This is a genomic window from Streptomyces sp. NPDC006458 (assembly GCF_040612135.1).
In the GTDB taxonomy this organism is placed as follows: Bacteria; Actinomycetota; Actinomycetes; order Streptomycetales; family Streptomycetaceae; genus Streptomyces.
Genome location: NZ_JBEXPR010000001.1, coordinates 205556 through 230541 on the forward strand (window position 1 = coordinate 205556; position 24986 = coordinate 230541).

Here is a 24986-nt window from a genome sequence, read left to right on the forward strand (position 1 = left end):
TCTCTTGCGCCACCTCTACCGCTGCCCGCTGCGCTGGGCGGACATGGACGCGTACGGCCACGTCAACAACGTGGTGTTCCTTCGCTATCTGGAGGAAGCCCGGATCGACTTCCTGTTCCGTCCGGAGAAGGATTTCCAGCAGGGGTCCGTGGTGGCGCGCCACGAGATCGACTACAAGCGGCAGCTCGTCCACCGGCACAGCCCCGTGGACATCGAGCTGTGGGTCACGCAGATACGGGCGGCGTCCTTCACCCTCACCTACGAGGTGAAGGACGACGACCAGGTCTATGTACGGGCCTCGACGGTCATCGTGCCGTTCGACTTCGAGGCTCAGCGGCCGCGCCGGATCACCGCGGAGGAGCGGGAGTTCCTCCAGGAGTACACGGACGACGACGCCGAGGCCACCGTTCCCGCCGGCTCCGGCTCCGGCTCCGGCTCCGGCGACAAGGAGGAGGCCGTCGCCGCATGACGGTGCTCCATCTCGCCGACGAGGGGGAGGCGGCGGATCTCGCGGCCTTCCTCTCCCGGCTGTTGCACTACGACCGTGCCGCCGCGGTGCGCCTCCAGGCGGCGGGCACGGCGCTGGCCGTGTTCGGGCGGCCGCCGTCCTTCGAGGTGCTGGCGATCCGCGCGGTGCGGTTGGGCAAGCCGTACGAGAACGGGCTCGACGTCACGCTCGACGTGACCGTCTCCGTCGGTGAACTCCTGGACGGGGTAGACGAGTCGGCTGCCACCGTGGCTGTGCCGGGGGCGGTGACCGGGCCTTCGTGGGCCGGGGTGCTGCCGCCTCGGGGTGGGTGGGTGCCGGTGGGTGGGTTGCCGGCGGTCGATGAGTTGCGGGCCATGGTCGCCGCGGGGGTTGCCGAGTTTCGGGCTCGGAGCGAGGAGTTGGGAGCCGAGGGGCGTACTCGGGCCGAGCTCGATCGGATCGGGCGGGACGTCTGGGCGCGGGGCGTCGCTGAGACGGGGTTGCCTGTGCGGGTGGTGCATGCGGCGCAGGCGCTCGGGTTCTTGCGGGGTGGGGATCCTGTGCTGTTCTCGTCGGGGCCGTGGTTGCGGTTGCGTACGGCTTATGGGTCTGTTGCCGTGCGGCGGGGTGGGGTTGGGGTGTTGGGTGTGAGTGTGCGGCGGGGTGGGGCGTAGCGGGGTGTGAAGGGGCCGCGTCCAGTCTGTGGGCGGGTGCGGTGGCGTTGTGGTTTGTCGCGCAGTTCCCCGCGCCCCTTGGGTGGTGGCGTGCTCCGGCATTCGGTGGGTGCCGCGTTGTGGTGTTTCTGCGCAGTTCCTCGCGCCCCTGAGGGTGGTGGCGTGTTCTGTCTGTGTCGCTGTGCTGCGGCGTCGTGGTTTGTCGCGCAGTTTCCCCGCGCCCCTTTTGGGGCGTCTTTCTTTAAGGGGTTTCGGTGTCCGGCCAGATGGTCACGTGGTCTTCTTCCAGTTCCAGGGCCACGCGGTCTCGCATGCCCAGGGTCTTCGTGTACTCGGCGGGGAGCTGTAGGCGGCCGGCTCGGTCGAGCATGGCGTATTCGCGGGCGACGACCGTCTCGTGGCCGGTTTCCTCGTCGATGCGGCTGCGGCGCAGGACCTCGGTGGAGGTACGGCCGTCGCGGATGGCGACCGTGCGGCGGACCTCGTCGGCGACGGCCTGGTCGTGGGTGACGATGACGACGGTCGTGCCGAGCTGCTCGTTCGCGGTGCGGAAGGCGCTGAAGACCTGCTCGGCGGTGTGGGTGTCCAGTTCGCCGGTGGGCTCGTCGGCGCCGACGGCGAGCAGGGCGGCGTCGTCCCTGGCCTCGGCCACCCCCGCCAGCACCGAGCCGCCGAACGCGGCCGTGGTCAGCGCGGTCGACAGCGCCAGCAGCGGCAGTACCGCGGAGACCGAGGTGCGGCCCGCGCGGGCGAGCGACAGATGGCCGATCGCGCCCCGCAGTCGCGTGGCGGGACGGGCGAGCCCGCGCAGCGGCAGTGGGTAGAGGCGGATCAGGACCAGGGCGGCGATCACGGCGACCAGCACCGGCGCGGCCGACATCAGCTGGTCCCCGGTGCCGCTCTCGCCCGCCGTGCCGCGCCGGCGCAGGGTCTCCACCGCGCCCGCCGCCAGCACCAGCAGGGTGAGCTCTGCGACCGTACGGCGCCGGGAGGGCCGTACGGAGGTCACGTCGGCGCGCGCGGCTGCCGTACCTCCAGCCGGACGGTCAGCGTCGCCGGGAAGACATAGCCCTCCGTCGGCAGATGCCCGGTGCCGTAGGAGACGCTCAGGGTCGGCCGGGTGGTCAGGGTCGGCTCGGTCGGCTCGGCGAGAGAGTCGGGCAGGAGGTCCTGGTTGTCGGTGTCGACGTCGGCGCGCCAGTCGGCCGGCGGTTCGATGCGCCGTACGGTGCCGTCCTCGGAATCGGCGGTCAGCTCGCGCACGGTGAGGCGGTGGCGTTCGTCGACGCCGTAGGGCTGGGGCAGGGTCATCTGCACGGCGGTGAGCAGCACTTCGGCGCTCGCGGGGAGGTCCAGCGTGAAGGTGCGGGGCCGGCCGTCGGCGGGGAGGCGGCCGGCCGGGAGCTCGTAGGGCGTGCCGTAGAGGTCCTCCAAGGAGACCGTCACGTCGGCCGCCGCACGGGAGCGCGGGCTCGCGGCCAGGACGGCCGTCAGGTGCAGCCGGGTCGTGCCCAGGGGCACCTTCGCGCCCTGGCGCGCACCCTTCGGGGCGAGCCCGGACAGCAGCGGGCGCGCGGGCCGGGACGCCAGGTCCGGGCGCAGCAGCATCGCCTCGGCCGCGGGTGCGGTGTCCAGGGCCAGCACGGTCGCGGTGCGGTCGCCGGACAGGGGCTGGGTGGCGCGGACGGCCGGGGCGAGCGCGGAGACGTGCGGGAGGGCCGCGTACTCCTCCGCGCGGCCGAGTCCGGCGTCCCCGGCGGCCAGCACCCGGACCGGGGCCCCGGCGCGGAAGTCGGCCTGGTCGTCCTGCGACCGTTCCCAGGAGGCGCCCTGGCCGATGGCGAGCATGCCGAGGGCGATGGCGAGCACGAGCAGCAGCACGGGGCCCGCGCCGCGCATCGGGCGGCGGCTGAGCTGCCAGCCCGCGAGGGCTGCCGCGAGGCCCCGGCCGCCGGCCGCCCGGTGCTCGGCGAGCCGGGCCATCGGCGGCACAGGCGCAGGGTCAGCACGGTCCCGGCGAGCAGGGCGAGGGCGGGCGCGGCCACCAGCAGCGGGTCGACCCCCAGGGTGCTGGACCGCGCCGGAGTCCTGGTGGTCGAGCTGCCAGTAGGCGACGGCGGCCACCACCAGCAGTCCGACGTCCGCGCCCGCGCGCAGCGGGGCGGGCAGTGCGGCGGCCCGGCCCGCCCGGAAGCCCTGCGCGGTCAGCGCGGGCAGCGTCACCGCCAGGGCGCAGCCGAGGGCCGTGCCGCCGGCCACCAGCCAGACGCCGAGCTGGTCGCTCGCCGGGATGTCCAGGTGCAGCCCGATCCGGGCCAGCGGCCCCTGCCCGGCGAGCAGTCCGGTCAGCCGCGGGGCGAGCAGCGGCGCGGCGACCACCGCGGGCAGGGCGATGAGCAGCGCCTCCAGCGAGGCGTGGCCGGCGATCCGGGCGCGGGAGGCGCCGCGGGTCCGCAGCACCCGGGTCTCGCCCGCGCGCTCGGTGCTCAGCAGCCGGGCCACGAGCAGCAGCGCGTACAGGGCGAGCACCTGTGGTCCGTCGTCCAGACCTGCGGGCGATGCTGGCAGAGGCGGGGCGCGGGGGGTAAGCGGCTGTGGATCAGCCTTGACCGGATTGTGACCGGAAATCGGCGTCGGCCGACCGGAATCCGGGCTTCAGTGAACGAGCCGAGCCGAGCCGAGCCGAGCCGAGCCGGTGGTCGGTCATGGCTTGGGGCCGGCCGGCCCCGGGCCACGAGGCCCGCCCGGCCCCGGCCACGAGGCCCGCCCGGCCCCGGGCCACGAGGCCCGCCCGGCCCGCCCGGCCCCGGCCACGAGGCCCGCCCGGCCACGAGGCCCGCCCGGCCCGCCCGGCCACGAGAGTGGCCACGAGGGTGGGCCCGGAGCCCCGGGCGGAGCCCGGCCGCCCACCCCGGCGGAAGATCAGCCCGCGGTGTTGACCATCGAGGCGGCCGCGTACTCCAGGTAGTTCCAGAGCGTGTGCTCGTGCTCCTCGGAGAGGCCGAGCTCGTCCACGGCGACGCGCATGTGCTTCAGCCACGCGTCGTGCGCCGCGCGGTCCACGGTGAAGGGGGCGTGGCGCATCCGCAGCCGGGGGTGGCCGCGGTTCTCGCTGTACGTGGTCGGCCCGCCCCAGTACTGCATGAGGAACAGCACCAGGCGCTCCTCGGCCGGGCCCAGGTCCTCCTCGGGGTACATCGGCCGCAGGAGCGGGTCCTCGGCGACTCCCTCGTAGAACCGGTGCACCAGACGGCGGAAGGTTTCCTCCCCGCCGACCTGCTCGTAGAAGGTCTGCTCCTGAAGCGTGCCGCGCCGAATCTCTCTCACGCCCCCCATGCTCTCAGACAGGGGGACGGAGGACTCAAGGCTTAGGACCGGCCCGGAGGGACCCGCGTGCGGGCCCCTCCGGCAGATGTCCGGTCAGCCCCGGCGGACGGTGATCGTCGTCCACGCCCCGACGTGGACCCGGTCGCCGTCCTGGAGCGGGATCGGGACGAACGGCTGGATCGGCTCCTCCGAGCCGTTGACCGTCGTGCCGTTGGTGGAGTTCTGGTCGACGATCGCCCAGTTGCCGTCGGGCTGCTGGACCAGGACCGCGTGCTGGTGCGAGACGCCCGGGTCCTCCGGCGGGACCGACAGGTCGATGTCGGGGGTGTCGCCGGTGGAGTGGCGGCGCCGGCCGATGGTGACCTGGTTTCCGGTCAGCGTGCGCTGCTGCTCCGGTGAGTACGCGGGCAGGTTCAGGCCCGCCGCCTCGGGGCCGGAGCGGTGCATCATCGCCATGAAGTACTCGCGGTCCGGGCCGATCGTCGCCGTCCAGGTCGCGGGGCGCGTCGGCGGGGGCGGAGCGGTCTGCGCGGGGCCGCCGGGCTGCGGGTAGCCGTAGCCACCGGGCATGTCAGGACCACCGGGGCCGCCATGACCGCCCGGGCCGCCATGACCGCCGGCTCCCGGCGGCGAGAGCAGCCAGTCGTCGTCACCGCCCGTCGCCGGGCTCTGCGGGAACCCGGGGGTGGGCGGGGGTGGCGGGGCCGGCTGCTGGAACGCCTGCGGGGCACCCGGGACGCCGGGGCCGCCAGGACCGCCGCCCGGAACGCCCGGGGTCGGGCCCGGCGGGGGCGGGACCGGGCGGGACGGGTCGGCGCCGTAGGGCGGGCTCGGCGGGATCGGTTCGGCGGGGCGGTTTATCTGCGACGGCCGCGAGCCGCGGTAGTCGTAGGAGTCCGTGCCGCCGAACGACGGCCCGGCGGGCGGCCGCTGGTACGGCGCGCCCTGGCCGCCGGCCTGCGGACGCGGGGCCGCCGGGGTGTACGAGGTCGCCGTGTTGGTCAGGAAGTTCCACCGGCACTCCTCGCAGAACGGCGCGCCGCCCTCACGAGGCGTACGGCACTGCGGGCACAGCTCCGGCTGCCGGTCCGGTACGACGGACAGGTGCGGGGCGCCCGCGCCGCCGGGCGCGGGAGGCGGTGGCGGGAAGCCGTAGCCGCCGGGCGCCGGGGGTGGCGGGGGAGGCGGAGGCACGGCACCGGCCATGCGGTGACCGCAGACCTCGCACCAGTCGTCGGAACCCGACTGGTGTCCGTTAGGGCAGGTCGGCATGTCGGCGCGTCCCCCTTTCCTTCGGTGTCCTGCAAGGGTCGTACTGCGTCACTTCTTCACACGAACAGTCTTGGTGGACCGGGTTTCGAGAGTCATCTCGTCGGCCTCCGCGACCTTCGCCTTCAGTCGCACAGTACCCGCCGCCGCGTCGACCACGTCCACCACCTTCGCAAGCAGTTTCGCAGTATCGGCATTTCCGGAGGCGCTCGCGAGCTGAACGGCACGGCCCAGTTTGGCCGTTGCTCCGTCCATATCGCCCGCTTTGCGGGCGTCCAGACCCTGTTGGATGACCTGTGCCAGTTCGGCCTGGCCGGTGTAGTGGGCGACCTGAGGGTTGATCGACGTGGAGGCGGCCATGTCGTCGGTCCACACGGCCCGTACCAGGCCCTGCGCGCCCAGGTTGCGGACACTGCCGTCGGGCTCCGGGATCACCAGCGAGACCCGTGCGGCCAGCATCTCCTGGCCGAGGCTCGCGGCCGGGACCTCGACACAGACGTGGTAGTCACGGGACTCGTCGCCCCAGGAACCGGTGGGGTAGTCGCCCGCGCGCGGCCCCGCCTCGGTGCGGCGCCCGGTCAACTCCTCGACGGTGGGCGCCACCTGCTTGACGAACCGGATCGTCGTGCCGACCGGTGTCCACAGGCGCAGGGCCACGTCGGCGACCTCCTTGCCCATCGCCGTCTCCATCATCCGGGTGAAGTCGGCGGCGAGTCCGGCCGGGTCGGCGACGATGTCGGCGGTGCCGAGCAGCGCCGAGGCGATCCCTGTGACTTCTTTCACTTCCCAGTCGGTGCCCACGCCCCGCGCGTCACAGGTGAAACGCCCGGCGCAGTCGTCCAGCGCGGCGCGCAGATCCTCAGGTGACTCGTGTTCGTTGCGGCCGTCGGTGAGCAGGATGCCGTGGCGGATCGCGACGTCCGCCGAGGACAGCAACCGGTCGGCGAGCCGGAGCCAGGTGCCGATGGCGGTGCCGCCACCCGCGCTGAGCCGGCGCAGCGCCTCCTTGGCCTGCGTGCGGGTGGTGGCGTCGGCGACCGCGAGGCGGCCGCCACCCGGGTAGACCTCCTTGGCGACGTGCGTGCCGCCGATCACCGCGAAGTGCACGCCGTCGCGCAGGGTGTCGACCGCGGCGGCCGTGGCGTCCCGGGCGTTGCGCATCTTGGTCGGCGGGTAGTCCATCGAGCCCGAACAGTCGACCATGATCGCCACCGCGGCGGACGGGCCCTGGCCCGGTGTGTAGACGTGCGGTGCGGCGACCGCGCTGCCGATGGTGCCGCCGCCCGTGGCGGTGACGGTGACGATCGCGTTGACCTCACGGCCGCCCTCGGGCAGGTACTCGTTCTGGTACACGTCCACCGAGAACTGCGGCACGTTCGGTTTCGAGAAAATGGCCATGCCCTGTCACATCCCCCTCGACGACCCCGCGGCGGCGGGGCGATGACTGTGGGCGGACCGGTCCCCTCCGGCCCGCCTCGCTTCCCCCATGTGTCCGGCCGTGTGCGGCCGTATGTGCTGTTGTGTGTCCGGCCACCTGACGGCCTCAGGCCGATCCTGCCCCCTGGGGCGGTGCCGGGAACGGCACGACGGCCACTGTTACGTTGTCGTGGCCCCCGCCGTCCAGGGCGTGGCCGACCAGAACCCGGGCACTGTGCAGCGGCCGTACGGCGGCGTCCAGCGGGACGGCACCGGCCATCTCCTCGGCCGCCTCGGCGTAGTTCCACAGGCCGTCGGTGCACACGATGACCACGCCGGGCCGGTCCGGTTTGAACGAGGCGGTGTGCGGCTCCAGTTCGTAGGCGTCGGCGCCGAGCCACCCGGTGATCGCGTGGGCACGCTCGTCGGCGTACGCCTCGGCCTCGTTCATCAGGCCCGCCGCGACCATCTGCGCGGCCCAGGAGTCGTCCTCGGTGAGCCGGGCCGAGGGCGCGGAGCGGTCCAGCGGCACCCAGTAGGCGCGGCTGTCGCCGACCCAGCCGACGACCAGCAGACCCGCCGTCACCACCGTGCCGACGAGGGTGCAGGCCGGGGCGTTCTGGTGCGGGGCGTGCTCGTGGCCCGGCTCGGGTTCCTCGGCGAGGGCGTTGACCGCGCGCGAGGCGGCCAGGATCGCCTCGTGCATCGCGGTCTGCGGGTGCGTGCCGCGCGGCAGGGCCGCCAGCAGGGCCTTGCCCGCCGCCTGCGACGCGGCCGCCGAGGCCTCGTCGGGGCGGGTGGCGGAGGAGACGCCGTCGCAGACGATCGCCAGCACGGCCGGAGAGCCGTCGGGCAGCGCGGTGGTGGCGACGGCGAACGCGTCCTCGTTGCGGTGGTGGCGCAGACCGCGGTCGCTGACCGCGGCGAGCGGGCCGCACTCCTGCTCCATGTGGTCGCGCTCGCGCGGCTGCGCGTGCCCGCAGTTCTCGCAGTACCCGTCCCCGTCGACCCGTCCCGCCCGGCACGCCACGCACACCGTGGGCTCGTCCCCGAGCGCGCTCGGGTCGACCACCCGCGGGTCGGGGGCCTGCAGGGGGTACTCGTCGGGCTCGGCCCGGTGATCGAACCGGGCGCCCTCGGCGGGCGGGGCGGGAGCCGCCACCGGGGGTGCCGGAGCCGCGGCCGGGGGTGCCGGAGCCGCCAACGGGGGCGCCGGAGCCGCGGCCGGGGCCGGCGGGGGTACCGCCGGGGCCGCGACGGGCACGGGCGGGGCGCCCTCCGGGACGTGCGGGGCCGGTACGACGGGACTCGGCGAGCCCGGTACGACAGCACTCTGCGCGGCCGCTGCGACGGGACCCGCCGGGTACGGTGCCGGTTGCGGTGCCGGGTGCAGGGGACCGCCGCCCGAGTCCGTGCCCCGGATGTCGGTGGGCAGATGCACCCCCGGCGGGGTGTCGGAGGAGTCCGGGCCGGCGGCCGACGGCCAGCCCGGGTCGGCGGCCGACGCGGCCGGCGAGCCGTTCATGGTCAGCGTCGGGTGGTCCTCCGGCTGCTCGGGCACGGCGGACAGGTCGTAACCGCACGCACCGCAGAAACGGTCACCCGACTCCAGCGGCTCCGCGCAGCTCGGACACCTCGACAACGAGGCCTGCTGGGGCATCTGCGACATCAACTACACCCACGTCCGGGGGCGGTAACGGTTGGCACGTTCCACCAGGTCGATCCTCTCCTCGCCGCCCCGCGCCAGCCGGGCCAGCGCACGGTACGAGCGTTCCAGGCCGAACCTGAGGCCCCGCTCGTCCAGTCCGCTGCCCAGCAGCGTCCGTCCCCCGGCGGCGTGCGGGGCGGAACCCTGGCCACCGGAGAGTATCCAGTCCAGGGCGCAGCCGAGGACTTCGGCGGACAACTGCTCCCGCCGCGTCGGGTCCAGACCGTAGTTGTCCAGCGCCTCGACCTGTCCCGCGGCGGCCATCAGGTCGTCCAGCAACGGCGTGTCGGCGGCCGTCGCCGTCCGCTGGCGCAGCCGCGCCCGGACGGCGGCGACCCGGGCCGCCGTGTAGTGGATGGACGACTCCGGCACCGACTCCAGCGTGACCACGGCCGCTCTGCGGTCACCCGTCGCGAGCTGCACCCGGGCCAGCCCGAACGCCGCGCTCACATAGCCCGGATCGGTCGACCACACCAGCCGGTAGTACTCGGCGGCGTTGTCCGCCTGTCCCAGCAGTTCCGCGCACAGGCCGAGCGCCAGCTTCGGGGCGGTCTCGCCGGGGAACGCGTCGTAGAGCGCGTCGAAGGCCGGGGCCGCGCCCTCCGGATCGCCGGTCACCAGCGCGGTCACGCCGCGGTACCACACGACCCGCCAGTCGTCGGGCCTTTCCGCCTCCAGACCGGCGAGGGCGTTCAGCGCGGGCGCCGCGTCGCCGTTCTCCAGCAGGGCGCGGATCTGCCGCAGCCGGGTCTCGATCGACGGGGCCGGAGCCCCCGCCAGCGCCCCCAGCAGTTCCGCGGGGGCGGTGGCCAACAGGCCCGCCAGGAAACCGGCGTTGGGGTCGGAGGGGTCGACCCGGGGCACGGGCAGCGCGAGCGCGGCGGCCGGGCTGTCGACCGGCTTGACCAGTCCGGTGGGCAGGGCGAGCGAGCCGGCGGTGGCGCCGGGCGCCGCGCCGGCGACACCGCCCGTGGGGGCGTACGCGGCCGGGGGCACGGCGGCCTGCGCCGGCGCGGCCCGCCGGGCACGGACGTCCCGCGCCCCGAGCCGTGACACCTCACCCGTCAGCCTGGGCACCAACTCGGTGTCCGTGACGCGCAGTTCCGGCCCGAACAGCGTCGACAGCGCCGGGCGGGCGCGGCCGCTCTGGAGCGAGACGACCTCGCGCAGGACCCCGGTGAGCTGCTCGCTCATCTCCTGCGCGGAGGCGAACCGGCGGGCCGGGTCCGGGTCGGTGGCCCGGACCAGGAGCCGGTAGAAGGACTCGTACTGCCGGAACACCTCGATGGTGTCCGGGTCGGGCAGCGAGTCGGCGTAGACGCCGGTGTAGCCCTGGAAGTCGAAGGTGAGGACGGCGAGGGTGCGGCCGACGGTGTACAGGTCGCTGGCCACCGAGGGGCCGACGTCGGCCACCTCCGGCGCCTGGTAGCCGACCGTGCCGTAGATCGCGGACTCCTCGTCGTCCATGCGGCGCACCGCGCCCATGTCGATCAGCTTGAGCTGGTCCTCGGTCTGGATGGCGTTGTCGACCTTGAAGTCGCAGTACAGCAGGTTGCGGCTGTGCAGATGGCCGAGCGCCTCCAGCGCCTCGATGCCGTAGGCGCAGGCCTGCTCCACCGGCAGCGGATCGCGCCGGCCGTCGGGCGTGCGGCGGGAGTTGGCGATCTCCTTGAGCGACTTGCCGCCGACGTACTCCATGACGATATAGCCGTCCAGGGAGCCGGTGCGCTGGTCGAGGTGCTCGACGAAGTTGTAGATCCGCACGATGTTGGCGTGCTCTATCTCCGCCAGGAAGCGCCGCTCGGAGATCGCCGCCTCCATCGCGTCCTGGTCGCCGGTGTCCAGCAGGCCCTTGAGGACCACCCAGCGGTCGGAGACCGCCCGGTCCACCGCGAGGTACACCCAGCCGAGGCCGCCGTGCGCGAGACAGCCCGCGACCTCGTACTGGCCGTGCACCACGTCCCCGGCCTTCAGCTTCGGCACGAAGGAATACGGGTGGCCGCACTTGGTGCAGAAACCCTCCGTGCGGCCCGGACGGTCGCCGCGGGACCGGCCGACCGGCGCCCCGCAGTCCGAACGCGAGCAGAACCGCTTGCGCTCGGGCACCTCGGGGTTGTCCAGCACCATCGCGCGCGGGTCGGGCCGCGGGACCTGCGGCACCTGCACCAGGCCCGCGCCCAGCCGCCCCCGGCCCGAGGAGCCCGAGGCGGACCCGGAGCTGCGCACGGACACCGAACGGCCCGTGGACGCCCCCGACAGCGCGCGCGACAGCCGGCCCGACACCGACCGCCGGGACTTCGACGACTGCGAGGACGTACGCGAACTGGCCCGGCTGCCGGTGCGCGCGCTCCCGCTGCCGGAGGAGTCCCTGCCGCTGCCGGTCCGCCCGGTCGGCACCGAGCCGACCAGACCGCCCGCCGACACCACCGGGGCCAGCCCGCAGGTGTCGCAGTACAGCTCTCCGCCGCCCACGTCCTCGTACGTCCCACCGCACCCCGGCCGCTGGCAGGTGCGCTGCGCCTGACTCATGACAACCCCCCTCTGCGGTCCTCGGGTCCGCCCTGCCCGGGCACCCGCGGGCCGCCGCCCAGCAGTTCGGCGGCCGCGTGCTGATAGCGCAGCACCGCCTGTTCGGCGACGCGCAGGTCGCACGGGGCACTCCACAGCATCCGCCGCGCGGCGTCGTAGCGCTCGATCAGCTCCGGGTCCTCCGCCATGCCGTGCCGGGCCACCTTCGCCTTGTACGCGTCCAGCCGGCCGCGCAGCTCCGCGCGGACCGCCAGCGGCGCGGTGACCGCCGTCAACGACTCGCGGGCGCGCAGCAGTTCGTCCTCCGCCTTCTCCTCCAGCGACTCCAGCAGCGGCGACAGCCGGTGCCACTGCGCCTGGCGGCGGTACTCGGCGGCCGCGGCGAGCTGCTCCTGGAGCACGGTCGCCGGGCCGCTGACCACCGGCACCTCGGTCGCCGCGATCTTCGCGAGGACCTCCCCGCGCGCGGTGCGCGCCTCGGCGAGGGTGCGGTCGGCGCGCGAGAGCACGTCCCGCAGCCGGATCAGCCGCTGCTCGGCGTCCTGGCGGACGGTGAGCACCGCGTCGATCTCCCGGCGCACCTCCTCCAGGGCGCGTGCCTCACGGTCGTACACCGTCGTGTCCGGGCGGCCGCCGCCGGGCGCCGAACTGCCCTCGGCCGGCACCCAGTGGGCCAGCGGATCGGACACCACCTGCTCGCGCAGCCGGGTGAGCGTCCGCGTGATGCGCTCCAGGTCGTCGCCGGACGGGTGCTCGCCGGGGCGCACCCCCACGGAGTGGGCGAGCTGCCGGGTGCGCTGGAGCTCCGCGGCCAGTAAATCGATCCGGGCGGGCAGCGCCGACCACACCGCGTCGGCGGTCACCACCATGTCCAGGGACCGCGCGTACAGCTCGTTCATCCGGTTCACCAGCGCGGCCAGCGTGAAGCTGTGGCTCAGCCGCCCGGCACCCTCCGAGGCGGGCGCGGCCGAGCCCGCGACGGTGACGGACTCCCCGCGCAGCAGCTCGGTCAGCTCCGCGAGGTCCTCCCGGCTGGACCAGCGGCGGCGCGAGCGGATCTCACGGGCGGAGCGCAGCGTGCCGCTGTAGGCGTCGAAGTAGGTCCACAGCAGGGTGATCGACGCCTCCGTGGCCTGCCATCGCTCCTTGGTCGTGCCGGTGAGCTCGGCGCCTTCGAGGAGTCTGCGGCCCGCGTGGTCCTGGAGGGCGAGGAGCGAGGTCTCGATCGCCTCGTGCTCCGCGCCGAGCCGCGCCAGCGCACGGTCCACCTCGTCCCGGTCCAGCACCGGCCCGGTGGGTCCCGCGCCCATCGATCACCTCTCGTCGCTGTCGTGTTCCGTGTTCTGTCCGCCGTCCCTCTAGGTCGGCCCGCCGCAGGTCACTTGTACTTCGGCACGGGCGGGGTCGCCGATTCGGAGTCCGCGCCCAGAGTGGGCCGCAGCCACATGTCGTAGGAGGCCCGCCAGCCGTCCGGGTCGATGCGGTACTGCTCCAGTATCCGGTTGACCCGGCTGACCAGATCGGTCGCCTTCCGGTTCATCGCCACGCCGTAGTACTCGGTCGTGAAACGTTCGCCCTTGAGCTCCACCGTCGGGTCCTGCGCGGCCTGACTTGCGGCGAGGGCGCCGTCGGTCACCACCGCGTCCACCACGCCGAGTTGGAGACGCACCAGGCAGTCCAGCTGGTTGGGCACGGTGGTGGAGATGTCCGCGGACGTGTCCAGCTCGCCCGACTTGCGGTCCGCGTCCAGCTTGTCGTACGCCGTGGAGCCGGCCGCCGAGCAGATGCGGGTGCCCGCGAGCGTGTCGTCGTACCCTTCGACGGTGGAGCTGACCGGGGCGAGGACCTGCTGGCCGGTGAGGAAGTAGGGGGCGGAGAACGCCACCTGCTCCAGGCGGGAGCAGGTGATGGTCATGGTGCGCACCACCAGGTCGACGCGGCCGCTCTGGATCGCCGGGACGCGCTGGTTGGTGGGGATCGCCTTGAAGCGGATCTTGTCGGGGGAGCCGAGCAGGTCGTCGGCTATGCGTCGGGCCAGGTCGATGTCGAAGCCCTCCAACTGCACGTCCTTCTCCGTGCTGTTGGGGTTGCGGTAGCCCCAGCGGTAGCTGTTCTGGTCGACGCCGACCGACAGATAGCCGCGCTTCCTGATCGCCTCGATGGACGCGCCCTCGGTGTCCGCCGGGGCGAGGCTCTGGTCCTGGGGGTTCTCGCACTCCTCGGCCCTGACCCGGGTGCCGTCCGCGAGGCCCGGCCCGCCGATGCCGGTGCTGCCGTCGCCGTCCTCCTGGGTGAGCGGCAGCAGCAGCGCGAACAGCGTCGCGAAGGCGCACACGACCGCCATCGCGCCCACACCGCCCCAGCCCCTCAGGCCGGCCCCCAACTGTCGTGCCCGCATCGTCACGCCCCCTCTCACCGGTACTCCGACAGCCTGCGCCCGATGCCGAGGAGCGCCCCGGCCGCGCCCAGCACGGCGAGGACGGCCGCGCCGACCGTTAGCCCGGTCATGGCGCCGAGGCCGTCTCCCGCGGCCTGCCGGAACTCGCCCTGCTCGTGCCGGAGGGCCACGTCCAGGTTGTGGTCGACCGCGTCGAAGCACTCCCCGGTCGGCTTGTCGGCCTTGGCGCCGATTATCCGGTCCAGCGCGCTCTGGTAGTCGCCCGAGTCGTCGGCGTCCCGGGCCTCCTTGTGGCGTTCCTGCCACACCTTCATGCTGCCGCCCGCCGCCTCGACCGGCTCCTTGCCCGCCGCGTCGTCGGCGAGGTCCCCGGCCGCGGCGAGCCCGGCGGCGAGGTCCTTCATGGAGTCCTTGAAGGCGACGTCGAACTTGTCCTGGAACTCGCCCGGTTCGACCTCGACGGTCTCGGCGCCGCGGTTGACCAGGGTCAGGTTCTCATTGCCACGGGCCTTGAGGGAGGCGATCCGGGCGTCGTTGAGGACGTTCAGCGAGCGCACGCCGTGGTCGTAGGAGTCGTTCAGGTTCGCGCGGGCCACGCTGTGGCCGATCACCAGCCACAGCAGCACCGCCGCGGTGGCGGCCGTACCGGCGACCAGGCCGTGGTTGAGGACACGGTGGGTGCGCAGGTAGTTGCGGCGCTGGGCCCAGCCGAGGGCGCCGAGCGCGGCCACGCCGACGGCCATCGCGATCCACGGGTAGGGGGTGGCGTTCGCGTAGTCGGCGCGCAGCCGCTCGTTCTGCGAGACGTACAGTTTCTCGGCCGCCGGGAGCATCTCCGTCTGCATGGTGTCGTTCGCGTACCGCAGATACGCGCCGCCCAGCGGGTAGCCCAGCCGGTTGTTGGCGCGGGCGCGCTCGATGAGGCCCTTGTACTCGGGCAGCAGCTGGTTGAGTTCGGCGATCGTGGCGGCCGCGGTGGAGTCGGGGTCGGAGTTCTCGGCGGCCTGAACCAGGCCGGCCGCGGCGGTGCGGATGCCCTTCTCGTACCGCTCGCGCGAGGCCTTGGTCTCCTGCCCGCCGGCCAGGAAGCCGCTGGAGGCGGCGGTGTTGGCGTCGGCGAGCGAGCGGTAGATGTCGGCGGCGGCGGAGCTGAGCGGCTGGCTCTCGTGCAGCACCGCGTCGGCGGCGGCCGCGCGGTCGCCGCTCTGCACGGCGGTGACGGCGCCGAACGCCACGACCAGGGCGGCCAGGACCGCGCCGATGATGCGCAGCCGGCCCGGCTCCGTCGTGGCGGTCACCCGCACCCGGTCGACACCCTCGGCGAACGCGGTCCGGCGCGCCGCGCCGCTGCCCGCCGGGGCCGCGGGCGCACCGGGGCGGCCGCCCGGTCCCGCCTGCGGCGGCACGGCGGCGGTCGTGGCCGCGCCGGGGCGCGGTGGCGCCGCACTGCTCTTCGGCGGGTGTGTCACTGTGACCTCCCCCTGGTCATCCGTCGCCGCAAGTATCGCTGCCGGGACCGGCATCCGCACCGGCCTTGCTGGATCTTGATCGGATCGCAGCGCGGCTCCGGTTCCGCACCACCCCCTGCCCATGAATACGCCCAGCGAGCCGGTTCGGTTCCGAGGGCCTGTCTGACAGATCCCCGCCTGCCCGCCCCGAGGGCGGACGACGGGGTTCGGTCAGACAGGCCCTGGGACGGGAGTGCCGTACGCGGCGCCCGCGGGGCGTGGAGCGAGGGGCTCTCAGACGAAGTGCCCGCGCACCCTCGCCTGCGCCTCGGCCCCGGCCCCGGTCCGGTCCAGGCCCAGCAGGGCCGCGCCGAGGACCGGGCGGGCCGTCACCACGTGCGGGACCGACTTGGGGGCGCGGGCGGCGAGCAGTTCACGGACCCGGTCGTCCAGCAGCGTGTGCCGGGCGGCGAGGACGCTGCCGCCGAGGACCACGGGCGTCTCCTCGTCGAGGAGTTCCAGACGGGTCAGCGCCACCGCGGCCATCGCGACGACCTCCTCGGCGAGCCGGTCGACCAGCGAGCGGGCGATGGGGTCGCCGGCGGCGGCGGTCGCGAACAGCACCGGCGTCAGCTCGTGGCGGCGGTGCTGCGCAATGTGCTCCAGGTGCAGCGCCTCGATCAGCGCGTACATGCTGTCCAGCCCGAAGTGCGCGGGCAGCGTGAACGCCAGCTCGGTCGGCCCGCCGCGCCCGTCCTCCGCGCGCGCGGCGTGGTGGAGGGCCTCCTCCGCGAGGCCCCAGCCGCCGCCCCAGTCGCCGGAGATCCGGCCGATCGCCGGGAAGCGCGCGGTACGTCCGTCGGGGCGCATGCCGACGCAGTTGATGCCCGCCCCGCACACCACCGCCACCCCGCGCGGCTCCTCCACCCCGGCGCGCAGGATCGCGAACGTGTCGTTGCGCACCTCGGTGGACGCGCCCCACGCGCGCGCGTGCAGCGCGTCCGCCAGCTCGCGCTCCTCGACCGGGAAGTCGGCGTTCGCCAGGCACGCGGAGACGTGCTCCACCCGGTTCACCCCGGCCTCCGCGAAGGCCCGTGCCACCGCCTCGGCGACAGCGTCCACCGCCGCCCGCACCCCCACCACGGGCGGCCGGAAGCCCCCGCCGCGGGCGGTGGCGAGCACCTCCCCGGCGGCGGTCACGACCGCGACATCGGTCTTGCTGTTGCCCGCGTCGACGGCGAGCACGGCCGCTCTCATGCCCACGCGAGGTGCTCCCGGTTGTGCGCGAGCAACGAGTCGGTGAGCCGCTCGGCGTACTCGTACTGCCCGATCAGCGGATGCGCGAGCAGCGCGCGGAACACCCGCTCGCGGCCGCCGTGCAGGGCCGCCGTCAGCGCGAGGTCCTCGTACGCCGTCACGTTCGCCATCAGGCCCGCGTACAGCGGGTCCACGGGGGCGACCGGCAGCGGTGCCGCCCTCTTGGGGCCGACGGCGGCCTGCACCTCGATCACCGCGTCGTCCGGCAGGAACGGCAGCGTGCCCCGGTTGAGCGTGTTGACCACCTGGTAGGTGCTGCCGCCGCCCCCCAGCAGCGCGGCCGCCAGGTCCACGGCCGCCTCCGAGTAGAAGGCACCGCCCCGCTTGGCCAGCAGCTCCGGTTTGGTGTCCAGTTGCGGGTCGCCGTACAACTTCAGCAACCGCCGTTCCATCTCCGCGACCTCAGCGGCCCGCGAGGGCCTGGTGGCCAGTTCCCGGACGACCTCGTCGTGCGCGTAGTAGTAGCGCAGGTAGTACGAGGGGACTACGCCGAGCCGGTCCAGCAGCGGGCGCGGCAGCCGCAGCTCGGCGGCGAGGGTCTCGCCGTGCTCGGCGAGCAGCCCGGGCAGGATGTCCTCGCCCTCGGGGCCGCCGAGGCGCACCCCCGTCTCCCAGGTGAGGTGGTTGAGGCCGACGTGGTCGAGGTGGACCTCGCCGGGCTCGGTGTCCAGCAGGGCGGCGAACTTGCGCTGGAGGCCGATCGCCACGTTGCACAGCCCGACCGCCTTGTGCCCGGCCCGGAGCAGGGCGCGGGTGACGATGCCGACCGGGTTGGTGAAGTCGATGATCCAGGCGCCGGGGTTGGCGCGCCGCACCCGCTCGGCGATGTCCAGGACGACCGGGACGGTGCGCAGCGCCTTGGCCAGGCCGCCCGCGCCGGTGGTCTCCTGGCCGACGCAGCCGCACTCCAGCGGCCAGGTCTCGTCCCGCTCGCGGGCGGCCTGACCGCCGACGCGCAGTTGCAGCAGCACGGCGTCGGCACCGTCCACGCCCGCGTCCAGGTCGGAGGTGGTGACGACCCGGCCGGGGTGGCCCTGCCGGGCGAGGATCCGCGCGGCCAGACCGCCGACCAGTGCGAGGCGTTCGGTGTCGGGGTCGACCAGCACGAGTTCCTCGACGGGCAGGGTGTCGCGCAGACGCGCGAAGCCGTCGATCAGTTCGGGTGTGTAGGTCGAACCGCCGCCGACCACGGTGAGTTTCACGTGTCTAACCCTTCACTCCGGTGAGCGTGACACCCTCGACGAACGCCTTCTGGGCGAAGAAGAACACGAGGATCACGGGGGCCATGACCAGGACGGTGGCGGCCATGGTCAGATTCCAGTCGGTGTGGTGTGCGCCCTTGAAGGACTCCAGGCCGTAGGACAGCGTCCAGGCGCCGGGGTTCTCGGAGGCGTAGATCTGCGGGCCGAAGTAGTCGTTCCAGGCGTAGAAGAACTGGAACAGCGCCACGGCCGCGATGCCCGGCTTCGCCATCGGCAGCACGACCCGCAGCAGGGTGCGCGGTTCACCGCAGCCGTCCACGCGAGCGGCGTCCAGGTACTCGTCGGGGATGGTCATCAGGAACTGGCGCAGCAGGAACACCGAGAACGCGTCGCCGAACGCCATCGGGATCAGCAGCGGCCACTCCAGGCGTGCCAGAAGTTGAGGGTCGTCTCCTGCGAGGGGTCGTCGGAGGCGCCCGTGTCCGGGGAACCGGTACAGGCGGTGGCGAGGAGGGCGAGGGACACGGACGCGGCCATCGCGAGCGCGACTTTTCTGGATGTTCCGGGCATGGCGAGGCTCCCAAAGGGCGGGCAGGGGCAGGGCGGGGGCAGGGCAGGGGGAGGGAAGCGGTCGGAAAGGTGTGGCTGAGGGGTCAGCGTGAGGTGTCGAAGACCTCGTCGCGGGTGGTGGCGAGCGCGCTCTCCAGCGCGCCGCGCAGAACCGGGTGTTCGGTCACGTCACCGACGACCAGCCGGGGTCGTGCGGCGGCCAGTTCGGCCAGTTCGGCCTGGACCAGGCCGCGCAGTACCTCGCCGCCCGCGGTCAGGCAGGAACCGCTGAGGACGACGAGTTCGGGGTCGAGGACGGAGACCAGCGAGGCGAGACCGGTCGCGAGCCGGGTCGCGTACGTCTCCAGCAACTGGCGGTAGGGGCCGGTCGCGTGATCGGCCGCGCGGGCGAGAAGGTCCGCGGCGGCGTCGGCGTACGGCCCGGTGGGGACGTCCTCGATACCGAGTTCGCGGGCGAGCCGCGGAACGGCCTGGGAGCCGGCCAGCTCCTGGTAGCCGCCGCTGTTGGCCCTGGTGACCTGGCGGACCAGGGGGGTGCCCGGCACCGGCAGGAAGCCGACCTCGCCGGCGCCGCCGGTCCAGCCGCGGTGCAGCCGGCCGCCGATCACCAGGGCGGCACCGAGGCCCTCCTGGTTCCACAGCAGCACGAAGTCGCCGTGACCGCGGGCCGCGCCGCGGCGCTGTTCGGCCACGGCGGCGAGGTTGACGTCGTTCTCGTACTCCAGCGGCATCGGCAGCGCGGCGGCGATCTCGTCGAGCAGCGTGGGGGAGTGCCAGCCGGGCAGATGGGAGGCGTAGCGCAGCCGGCCGGTGGAGGGGTCGAAGGCGCCGGGCGTGCCGATGACGAGCCGGTGGACGTCGCCGCGGGTCAGTCCGGCCGCCTTCACGGCTCCGTCCAGGGCTGCGGTGACGTGCTGGGTGACGGGCTGGGTGGGGCGGCGGCCGGGGGTGGCCAGTTCGAACTCGCCGACCGTACGGCCGGTGATGTCGGCGACGGCGGCACGGATGCGGTCGGGGGTGACGTCCAGTCCGGCGGCGTGGGCGGCGGTCGGGTTCACGGCGTACAACTGGGCGCTGGGCCCTGGCCGTCCCTCGCTGGTGCCGGTCACCCGCACCAGCCCGGCGGCCTCCAGGCGGGCCAGCAGCTGTGAGGCGGTCGGCTTCGACAGCCCGGTCAGCTTGCCGATCCGGGTCCGGGTGAGGGGCCCGTGCTCCAGCAGCAGATCCAGGGCGGCCCGGTCGTTCATGGCGCGCAGCACGCGCGGAGTACCCGGCGTACCGGCTGTACCTGCCACGGTCGACACCTGCCTCTCGGGGGCCCAGCTTCTCACGCGACGTGGTGCCGCGGAAGATCACTGTTAGGAAGGCTTCCTATCGGTGGCAGGACGGTATGCCGGGCGGGAAGGAGGCGTCAATAGGCGGCGAGGCGGCTGTCGAGTCGTTTGTCCGAGGAGGCATGCCCGGGCGGGGAGACACACCTTCGCCCACCGCACAGGCATGCCGTGCGCCCCGGATACGCCGGGAGCGCCGGGTTCGGGTACCCCGGGTCCGCAGGGAGGGCGGCGCCGGGGGATCCCGGGTCCGCAGGGAGGGTGGCGCCCGGGGCTCCCGGGGCCGCAGGGAGGGTGGCGCCCGGGGGATCCCGGGGCCGCAGGGAGGGTGGCGCCCGGGGCTCCCGGGGCCGCAGGGAGGGTGGCGCCCGGGGCTCCCGGGGCCGCAGGGAGGGTGGCGCCGGGGGCTCCCGGGGCCGCAGGGAGGGTGGCGCCCGGGAATCCCGGAAACGCCGCGGGCCGCGTCCGGGAAGGCTGGAAACGTCGGGAGGCGGCACCCGGGACCTCCGGGGTGCCGCCTCCCGTTCGAAGCGTCTGCCGCGTCCGGCGCGTCCGGCGCGGCTACTTCGTCGTGCTCGGCGGCGCCAGCGGGGACGCCGCCGCCGACTGCGGGGACGAGCTGTTGGCGTAGACCGACGGGGCCGCCATGCCGGCCGTCGGGTCGTCGTCCCGCGCGGCCTCGGACTGGGCCGGCAGGCCACCGACGATGCGGATGCCCTCGGCGTCGAGGGCCTGCTTGATCCGCCAGCGCAGCTCGCGCTCGATCTTCAGGGCCTTGCCGGGCATCGTCTTGGCGGAGACCCGCACCACCATGGAGTCGAGCAGCACGCTGTCGAGGCCGAGGACCTCCACCGGGCCCCACAGCATCTCGTTCCAGGGCTCCTCCTTGCTCATCCGGTCGGCGGTCTCGGTGAGCAGCGACTTCACCCGGTCCAGGTCCTCGTTCGGGCGGACCGTGACGTCGACACCGGCCGTGGCCCAGCCCTGGGAGAGGTTGCCGACACGCTTGACCTCGCCGTTGCGGACGTACCAGATCTCGCCGTTGTCGCCGCGCAGCTTCGTCACCCGCAGGCCCACCTCGATGACCTCACCGGAGGCGACCCCCGCGTCGATCTGGTCGCCGACGCCGTACTGGTCCTCCAGGATCATGAAGACACCGGACAGGAAGTCGGTCACCAGGTTCCGCGCGCCGAAGCCGATGGCCACACCCGCGACACCGGCCGAGGCCAGCAGCGGGGCCAGATTGATGTCGAAGGTCGACATGACCATCAGCGCGGCCGTGCCGAGGATCAGGAAGCTCGCCACCGACCGCAGTACCGAGCCGATCGCCTGCGACCGCTGCCGGCGCCGCTCCACATTGACCAGCAGCCCGCCTATCGCGGTCCCGTCCACCGCCTGCGCGGTGCGGCTCATCCGGTCGATCAGCTTGGTGATCGCCCGCCGCACGAACACCCTCAGCACCGCCGCGACCACCAGGATCAGCAGCACGCGCAGCCCGATCGCCAGCCATGTCGACCAGTTCTGCTCGACCCAGCTCGCGGCGTGGGTCGCGCTCTCCTGAGCGTCCTGGATCGTCGGCACCGCGGGCGCGGTCTGCGACGGCGACGGGGACGGGCTCGCGGCGGCGAGCAGGGCGGACAGGGACGTCACGTCGGGTACCTCCAGGTATAGCGATCCGCCCTCCGCTCGGCGGTCAAGTGTTTCAAGGTCACGAAAGGGTCACCGGAGGGCGGGTTCACCACACTATCGGGGCATCGTGCGCGGATCGTTGCCGTGTTCGAGGGAGAAAGAACACGAACCCGGGGATGAACAGGGGGGATAAACGCTTCGTGATCCCACGGATGAATGAGATGTGGTCGAAAACACTCCCAGCCCGTTACCGGGACATGGTGGCGCGTTCACCAGGCATGAGGAGAGACTGACTGCAGATCGTCCCGGCGCGAGCCACGCGCCGCCGGCGTACAAGGAGGCATCCGTGCCGCATGTCCTGGTCCTCAACGCGTCGTACGAGCCCCTCGGCGTCGTACCGCTCCACCGCGCGCTCGTCCTCGTCCTGGAGAACAAGGCCGTATGCCTTGAGGAGTCCGGCGCCTTTCTGCACAGCGCAACCGTCACAGTCCCCGCACCCAGCGTGGTCCGGCTCAAGCGATTCGTCCGGGTTCCCTATCGGGGGCCCGTTCCTCTTACCCGCCGGGCGCTGTTCGCGCGTGACGGGGGCCGGTGCATGTACTGCGGTGGCGTCGCAACCAGCGTCGACCACGTCATCCCGCGCAGCCGCGGGGGCAAACACGTCTGGGACAACGTGGTGGCGTCCTGCCGCCGCTGCAACCACGTGAAGGCCGACCGTCACCTCGGCGAGATCGGCTGGCGGCTGCGCCACAAACCCGCCCCGCCCACCGGACTGGCCTGGCGCATCATCGGCACCGGCCATAGGGATCCGCGCTGGCTGCCGTACCTGCAGCCGTACGGCGCGGACGACGCCCTGGCCCGGATCGACGGCATCTCCGCCTGACGATCCGGGCCTTCGCATTCCACGTACGGGACCGGGGAGACCCCCGTCCACCCCGGTCCCACGGGTGATCCGGCCTGCGCGGCGCCGGGCGCGGCCGCTCGCGGCGGCGCCGGGCGCGGCCGCTCGCGGCACGCTGCCCGGTTCCGGGCGGGGCGCGGCTCTCCGGCCCCACCGAGCCGCGCGGCCCCGGGCGGAGCACCGCCCCCCGTTCGCGCCGAACCGCGCGCCCTCAGACGTAGCGCAGCTCGCCCGGCCGGACCGAGCGGCGCAGCAGCGGCAGCGACATCGCCGCGGCCAGCAGACAGACGGCGTAGACGCCCAGCGGGACCAGCAGCGCCTCCCACGGCACCGACCAGGCCCCGTCCCGGACGAGCGCCGCGTACCCGGTGCCGATCGCCATGCCCCCGGCCCCCGCCAGCAGCACCGCGGGCGCCAGCGGCAGCGCGGTCTCCAGCAGCAGGGCCCGGCCCAGCACCCGCTGCGGCACCCCGGCGGCGGTCTGCGCGGCCAGGCCCCGGCGCCGCGCGGCCAGCGACTCCGCCGTGCCCACGGCCAGCGCGCCCAGCACGATCAGCAGGGCCACCCCGATCGCGGCGGCCGTCAGATTCAGGCCCGTCGTGTAGAAGGACATGTCCTCCGCCAACTGCTCCTGGCTCTCCAGCACGTCCAGCAGTGCGTGCCGGACCCCGGTGAACCCCGTGCCGACCACCGTCACCAGCAGCACCGCCGCGTGCGTACGGGCCGCCGCCCACGGGTCGTCGCGCAGCCGCTCCGCCGCGATCAGCACCGCGGCGTCGTCGGTGCGCGCCGCCAGCAGCCGCCCCAGCAGCCGGGACGCCGCCCCCACCAGCCACAGCGCGCCGGCCCCGACCACGACCACCCCGGCCAGCACCGTGAGCGGCCCTTCCGGGCCCGGTCGCGGGCCGTCGGCCATGCGGGCCAGCGAGACCATCGCCAGGGCACCGAACGCCAGCACCGCCAGCAGGAACATCAGCCCCGGCCGCGCCTGCCGCCGCACCCGGCGCACCTCGCCCAGCGGCGAGGCCACCACCCGGCGCAGCGCCAGCACGCTCACCAGCGCCCCCACCACCGGCACCGCGACCGCCACCGCCGCGATGCCCGCCCACGCCAGGGCCGGCGCGGTCGTCCAGACGCGCAGCAGGAACAGCACCGAGAACACGGTGACCACCGCCGAGCCCACCGCGCAGGCCAGCCCCGTCTCGGCCGCCGCGATCCGCCGCACCTGCCAGGGCGAGGCCCCCGCCAGCCGCAGCCCCGCCAGCCGCCGGTCCCGGTGCACGGCACCGATCCGCGCGCACTGCCCGAGGAAGCCGAACACCGGCACCAGCAGGAGCAGCAGCGCGACGATCATCCCGGAGCGCTCGCCGGGCTGATCGAACAGGCCGTTGCCCACGGACACCCGGACCTGGCCCTCCACCGCGGCCAGCACCGTCGCCGCCAGCGCGAACCCCGTCGCGAGCAGCGCGCCGAACGCGGTCAGCGCGATCCGCCGCCACTCATGGCGGTCCGAGCCGCTCACCAGCAGCCGCGCCAGCCGCAGATCGGCCCGGGCCCTGCGCCCGGCCGCCCTCACCGCGTCACCGCCGGCGCGTCGGCGCCCTCCGCCGTCACCGTGCCGTCCCGGAGCGACACCTCGCGGTCGGCGTACGCCGCCACCCGCGCGTCGTGCGTGATCAGCAGGACGGCGATGCCCGCCTCCCGGGCCGTGTGCGCCAGGGCCGTCATCACCTGCTCCCCGGCCAGCGAGTCCAGCGCGCCGGTCGGCTCGTCGGCGAAGACCACCTTCGGACCGGTCACCAGGGCCCGCGCGAGGGCCACCCGCTGCGCCTGGCCGCCGCTCATCTCGCCGGGCCGCAGCTCCTCCTGCCCGCCCACCCCGAACCGATCCAGCCACCCCGAACCGATCCAGCCACTCCGCCGCCGCTTCCCGCGCCGCCCTGCGGCCGCTGCCCGCCAGCAGCAGCGGCAGCGCCACGTTGTCCAGCGCGGTCAGCTCCGGGATCAGCTGCCCGAACTGGAACTTGCGCCTTGACCTGCGGAAACGTGTGCTCTTTCCCGTATCAAGGTAAGGGTCTCGACGGAGGGCGGCAACCGGTTCTGGCGAAGCCGTGCCCCCGAAGCTGTTATCGACTAAAATTCGAAACTAGTCTAGCTTCGAAGGCAACCCTAAGTTTAGGTTCCGATTGACACCTTCTCTGACGCGTCAGTAAGTTATGGCCAGAGCTTCCAGACTGAGATGAGGGACCATGCCCGCTCCCAAGCGGCTGCCTACAAGCGATGTGCTCCGGCGACATCGTGAGCGCGACAAGATGACCTATGAGCAAATCGCCGAGGTGTACGGCGTGACGAAGGGGGCTGTCTATCTCGCGCTAAGGGAGGCCGGCCTCGCGGGCAAGCGCCCTTCGTATAAACACCTACTGCCCTGGACTGTGGCGCAGACGCACGCGAATGCGTTCCCTGCGCTCATGCTGCGCGCACTCGGTGCTCAGCAGGCCGGACAGAATGTGCCCGCCGTGAAGAGGGGCATGCTCGATCGATGGCTAGACGAAATCAAGGCTGCTGACGTCGTCGTGTGCTACGAGAGGGAAATGCCCCCCAACCCTGCCTCGCCCACTACCGGCGGCTTCTACTACAGCAAGCGTCGCGAAAGCGACGGGCCCTTCCCCGAAGATCTGTCTGACGTCGAACAGACGAAGACTCTCGTGCGTGAGTCGAGTGATATGCCGGGAAAAGCCTCGGGGCGTAGTCCCGAAAAGGCTGAGACTGCGCCGTAGTTCAGGCGTTCCGCCCATTGC

Annotated in this window: 17 protein-coding genes and 5 pseudogenes; 4 read left to right on the forward strand and 18 right to left on the reverse strand. The window is 73.6% G+C overall.

Going from position 1 to position 24986, the window contains the following annotated elements; all coding sequences use genetic code 11:
• Nucleotides 1-4 precede the first annotated feature (4 nt).
• Both ABZZ79_RS01075 and ABZZ79_RS01080 read left to right on the forward strand, forming a co-directional pair.
• Nucleotides 5-469: a thioesterase family protein gene (locus ABZZ79_RS01075; protein ID WP_356685099.1), complete on the forward strand. Its 465-nt coding sequence runs from the start codon at nt 5-7 to the stop codon at nt 467-469.
• Complete coding sequence (locus ABZZ79_RS01080) at nt 466-1143, forward strand: hypothetical protein (RefSeq protein WP_356685101.1); 678 nt, start codon at nt 466-468, stop codon at nt 1141-1143. The genes ABZZ79_RS01075 and ABZZ79_RS01080 overlap by 4 nt, the downstream gene beginning before the upstream one ends.
• A gap of 241 nt (nt 1144-1384) precedes the next feature.
• Here ABZZ79_RS01080 and ABZZ79_RS01085 read toward each other — a convergent pair.
• From ABZZ79_RS01085 to ABZZ79_RS01160, 16 genes and pseudogenes are all read right to left on the reverse strand, one after another.
• Nucleotides 1385-1753: pseudogene (locus ABZZ79_RS01085) on the reverse strand (ABC transporter ATP-binding protein); the annotation flags it as partial.
• A 387-nt stretch (nt 1754-2140) separates the two neighbouring features.
• A pseudogene (locus ABZZ79_RS01090) lies at nt 2141-3672 on the reverse strand (ABC transporter permease); the annotation flags it as partial.
• 393 nt (nt 3673-4065) lie between these two features.
• Entirely contained in the window at nt 4066-4479 is a 414-nt protein-coding gene (locus tag ABZZ79_RS01095) for a globin (protein WP_356685104.1), read from the reverse strand.
• Between the two features lie 84 nt (nt 4480-4563).
• The gene (locus tag ABZZ79_RS01100) at nt 4564-5742 is read right to left on the reverse strand and encodes an FHA domain-containing protein (protein WP_356685106.1); all 1179 of its coding nucleotides are present in this window, start codon (nt 5740-5742) and stop codon (nt 4564-4566) included.
• 48 nt (nt 5743-5790) lie between these two features.
• Nucleotides 5791-7137, reverse strand: coding sequence for a VWA domain-containing protein (locus ABZZ79_RS01105; RefSeq protein WP_356685108.1), 1347 nt, complete (start codon nt 7135-7137; stop codon nt 5791-5793).
• A gap of 145 nt (nt 7138-7282) precedes the next feature.
• Nucleotides 7283-8824: a PP2C family serine/threonine-protein phosphatase gene (locus ABZZ79_RS01110; RefSeq protein WP_356685110.1), complete on the reverse strand. Its 1542-nt coding sequence runs from the start codon at nt 8822-8824 to the stop codon at nt 7283-7285.
• Between the two features lie 3 nt (nt 8825-8827).
• On the reverse strand, nt 8828-11392 hold the full coding sequence (locus ABZZ79_RS01115; RefSeq protein ID WP_356685112.1) for a tetratricopeptide repeat protein: 2565 nt from the start codon (nt 11390-11392) through the stop codon (nt 8828-8830).
• Entirely contained in the window at nt 11389-12702 is a 1314-nt protein-coding gene (locus ABZZ79_RS01120) for a hypothetical protein (protein ID WP_356685114.1), read from the reverse strand. The genes ABZZ79_RS01115 and ABZZ79_RS01120 overlap by 4 nt, the downstream gene beginning before the upstream one ends.
• Nucleotides 12703-12770: 68 nt before the next feature.
• The gene (locus tag ABZZ79_RS01125) at nt 12771-13790 is read right to left on the reverse strand and encodes a glutamate ABC transporter substrate-binding protein (protein ID WP_356685116.1); all 1020 of its coding nucleotides are present in this window, start codon (nt 13788-13790) and stop codon (nt 12771-12773) included.
• A gap of 14 nt (nt 13791-13804) precedes the next feature.
• On the reverse strand, nt 13805-15259 hold the full coding sequence (locus tag ABZZ79_RS01130) for a hypothetical protein (RefSeq protein WP_356685118.1): 1455 nt from the start codon (nt 15257-15259) through the stop codon (nt 13805-13807).
• Nucleotides 15260-15532: 273 nt separating this feature from the next.
• Nucleotides 15533-16501: a BadF/BadG/BcrA/BcrD ATPase family protein gene (locus ABZZ79_RS01135; RefSeq protein WP_356685120.1), complete on the reverse strand. Its 969-nt coding sequence runs from the start codon at nt 16499-16501 to the stop codon at nt 15533-15535.
• Nucleotides 16492-17757 carry a 6-phospho-beta-glucosidase gene (locus ABZZ79_RS01140; protein ID WP_356685122.1) on the reverse strand — a complete coding sequence of 422 codons (1266 nt, stop codon included), beginning with the start codon at nt 17755-17757 and terminating at the stop codon, nt 16492-16494. Before ABZZ79_RS01140 ends, ABZZ79_RS01135 begins: the two co-directional genes overlap by 10 nt.
• 4 nt (nt 17758-17761) lie before the next feature.
• A pseudogene (locus ABZZ79_RS01145) lies at nt 17762-18178 on the reverse strand (carbohydrate ABC transporter permease); the annotation flags it as partial.
• Nucleotides 18178-18327: pseudogene (locus ABZZ79_RS01150) on the reverse strand (ABC transporter substrate-binding protein); the annotation flags it as partial. The pseudogenes ABZZ79_RS01145 and ABZZ79_RS01150, both read right to left, overlap by 1 nt.
• A gap of 83 nt (nt 18328-18410) precedes the next feature.
• A complete protein-coding gene (locus ABZZ79_RS01155; protein ID WP_356685123.1) occupies nt 18411-19622 on the reverse strand; it encodes an ROK family transcriptional regulator in 1212 nt (403 codons plus the stop codon).
• A gap of 597 nt (nt 19623-20219) precedes the next feature.
• On the reverse strand, nt 20220-21308 hold the full coding sequence (locus tag ABZZ79_RS01160; RefSeq protein WP_356685125.1) for a mechanosensitive ion channel family protein: 1089 nt from the start codon (nt 21306-21308) through the stop codon (nt 20220-20222).
• A gap of 325 nt (nt 21309-21633) precedes the next feature.
• Here ABZZ79_RS01160 and ABZZ79_RS01165 point away from each other — a divergent pair, with 325 nt between their 5' ends.
• A complete protein-coding gene (locus ABZZ79_RS01165; protein WP_356685127.1) occupies nt 21634-22170 on the forward strand; it encodes an HNH endonuclease in 537 nt (178 codons plus the stop codon).
• Between the two features lie 229 nt (nt 22171-22399).
• Here the strand turns inward: ABZZ79_RS01165 and ABZZ79_RS01170 are convergent, their stop codons facing one another.
• The gene (locus ABZZ79_RS01170) at nt 22400-23764 is read right to left on the reverse strand and encodes an FtsX-like permease family protein (RefSeq protein ID WP_356685129.1); all 1365 of its coding nucleotides are present in this window, start codon (nt 23762-23764) and stop codon (nt 22400-22402) included.
• Nucleotides 23761-24211: pseudogene (locus ABZZ79_RS01175) on the reverse strand (ATP-binding cassette domain-containing protein); the annotation flags it as partial. The pseudogene ABZZ79_RS01175 and the gene ABZZ79_RS01170, both read right to left, overlap by 4 nt.
• Nucleotides 24212-24437: 226 nt before the next feature.
• On the opposite strand from ABZZ79_RS01175, the gene ABZZ79_RS01180 reads away from it, so the two are divergent.
• Entirely contained in the window at nt 24438-24965 is a 528-nt protein-coding gene (locus tag ABZZ79_RS01180; RefSeq protein ID WP_356685131.1) for a hypothetical protein, read from the forward strand.
• The last annotated feature ends 21 nt before the right edge of the window (nt 24966-24986 follow it).

Excerpts from the sequence above, each read along its gene's own strand:
- ABZZ79_RS01110 (WP_356685110.1), bottom strand. The coding sequence starts at position 8,824 with ATGTCGCAGATGCCCCAGCAGGCCTCGTTGTCGAGGTGTCCGAGCTGC.
- ABZZ79_RS01095 (WP_356685104.1), bottom strand. The coding sequence starts at position 4,479 with ATGGGGGGCGTGAGAGAGATTCGGCGCGGCACGCTTCAGGAGCAGACC.
- ABZZ79_RS01125 (WP_356685116.1), bottom strand. The coding sequence starts at position 13,790 with ATGCGGGCACGACAGTTGGGGGCCGGCCTGAGGGGCTGGGGCGGTGTG.
- ABZZ79_RS01100 (WP_356685106.1), bottom strand. The coding sequence starts at position 5,742 with ATGCCGACCTGCCCTAACGGACACCAGTCGGGTTCCGACGACTGGTGC.
- ABZZ79_RS01080 (WP_356685101.1), top strand. The coding sequence starts at position 466 with ATGACGGTGCTCCATCTCGCCGACGAGGGGGAGGCGGCGGATCTCGCG.
- ABZZ79_RS01120 (WP_356685114.1), bottom strand. The coding sequence starts at position 12,702 with ATGGGCGCGGGACCCACCGGGCCGGTGCTGGACCGGGACGAGGTGGAC.
- ABZZ79_RS01180 (WP_356685131.1), top strand. The coding sequence starts at position 24,438 with ATGCCCGCTCCCAAGCGGCTGCCTACAAGCGATGTGCTCCGGCGACAT.
- ABZZ79_RS01105 (WP_356685108.1), bottom strand. The coding sequence starts at position 7,137 with ATGGCCATTTTCTCGAAACCGAACGTGCCGCAGTTCTCGGTGGACGTG.
- ABZZ79_RS01115 (WP_356685112.1), bottom strand. The coding sequence starts at position 11,392 with ATGAGTCAGGCGCAGCGCACCTGCCAGCGGCCGGGGTGCGGTGGGACG.